Raw genomic sequence first — 1,605 nt, 5'->3', positions numbered from 1 at the left:
CCTCCCCCGTCCAGCCAGGGCTTTTTCATGTCTTGGCGCGCCCGGTAGATGGCGACGGCGTGGCACACGAAGCCGGCCACCGTGAAGGCGTGGAAGAGTTCGTGGAAGCCGAACCACTCGCGGTGGATCGTGGGGGCCTGCAGCGCGTAGAAGACCGCGCCCGTGATGTATGCGAGCCCTCCGGCCACGATCAGCCACCCCGCCGCAGCATCCGCGGCGAAGAAGTCGCCCAGGTACAGCAGCGCCGCCAGCCCGAGCACCACGTACACCGGCGTGTAGAGCCAGCGCGGGGCGTCCGTCCACAGCACCCGGAACCCGACGCCGGCCACGGCCCCCACCCACACCAGGGTGAGCAGCACACGCGCCCGGTCCGGAGGCAGCAGGGCCAGGGAGAGCGGCGTGTAGGTGCCGGCGATGACCAGCATGATGTTCGTGTGGTCCAGCCGCTTGAGGACACGGGAGACCACCTCGTTCCACTGCACCAGGTGGTACGTCGCCGAGACCGCGAACAGCAGCAGGCCCGTCACGGCGTAGACCGCGCTGGCCCACCGCAGCGTTGCAGTCGGCGCGAGCACGATGAGCACGATGCCGGCCGCGAGCGTCAGCGGCGCCATGACCGCGTGGATCCAGCCGCGCAGTCGGGGCTTGTACAGCGGATGGTCGGGGTCGCGGACGCGCTCGATGCGCCAGCGCAGACGACGGGCGGAGTCGGTCTCGCGGTGGGGTGTCACAGGGTCCATGCCTCCATTGTCACCGGTCGGCCCGGGGCCGGGGCACGGGATGGTCGCTGTGTGCCGCGCGCGTATCCTGGAGGCTCGCAGGACCATTCGAGAGGGGAGCGCGCCGTGGGTCGACCCGAGGCCTTCTACCGCCTGTACGAGCGACGGCTGGCGCGCGGCCTGGACCCGGAGCGGCTGCCCCGGCACATCGGTGTGCTGGTGGACGGCAACCGTCGCTGGGCCCGCGCGTTCGGGGCGTCCACGCAGCAGGGCCACCAGGCCGGCGCCGAGCGCATCCTCGACTTCATCGGCTGGTGCGACGAGGCCGGCATCCCCGTGGTCACGCTCTACATGCTCTCCACCGAGAACCTGCGGCGCCCGGCGGAGGAGCTCGCCCCGCTCCTGGAGATCATCCAGACGACGGCGGAGCGCCTCGCCCAGCCGGCCGAGGGCCGCGCCCCCGTGTGCGTGCAGCCGGTCGGCGCGGTGGACCTGCTCCCCGAGCCCATGGCGCGACGGCTCGCCGAGGTGGCCGAGCAGACCCAGGGCCACGACGGCGTGCACGTGAATGTGGCCGTGGGCTACGGGGGCCGCCAGGAGATCCTCGACGCCGTGCGCGAGCTGCTGCGGGACGAGCACGCCCTGGGCCACAGCGCGGCGGAGGTGGCCGAGTCCGTCACCGTCGAGCAGATCGCGGACCGGCTCTACACGCGTGGCCAGCCGGACCCGGACCTGGTCATCCGCACGTCCGGGGAGCAGCGGCTCTCCGGGTTCCTGCTCTGGCAGTCCGCGTACTCGGAGTTCTACTTCTGCGAGGCCATGTGGCCCGCGTTCCGCAAGGTCGACTTCCTGCGTGCCCTGCGCGACTACGGCAGCCGTCAGCGCC

General features: G+C 72.0%; 2 protein-coding genes. One reads left to right on the top strand and one right to left on the bottom strand.

All coding sequences use genetic code 11. The annotated features are described in order from the left end of the window. The coding region (locus AB0N07_RS50735; RefSeq protein ID WP_365847755.1) for a hemolysin III family protein at positions 1-740 on the bottom strand (740 nt) is incomplete at its 3' end. Positions 741-845: 105 nt separating this feature from the next. Between AB0N07_RS50735 and AB0N07_RS50730 the strand changes: the two genes are divergently transcribed. Beyond that, positions 846-1,605: isoprenyl transferase (locus AB0N07_RS50730; protein WP_365847753.1), on the top strand; the 760-nt coding region annotated here is incomplete at its 3' end.

Source organism: Streptomyces sp. NPDC051172 (assembly GCF_040682555.1).
Taxonomy (GTDB): Bacteria; Actinomycetota; Actinomycetes; order Streptomycetales; family Streptomycetaceae; genus Streptomyces.
This window is presented reverse-complemented; position numbering and strand designations above follow the sequence as displayed.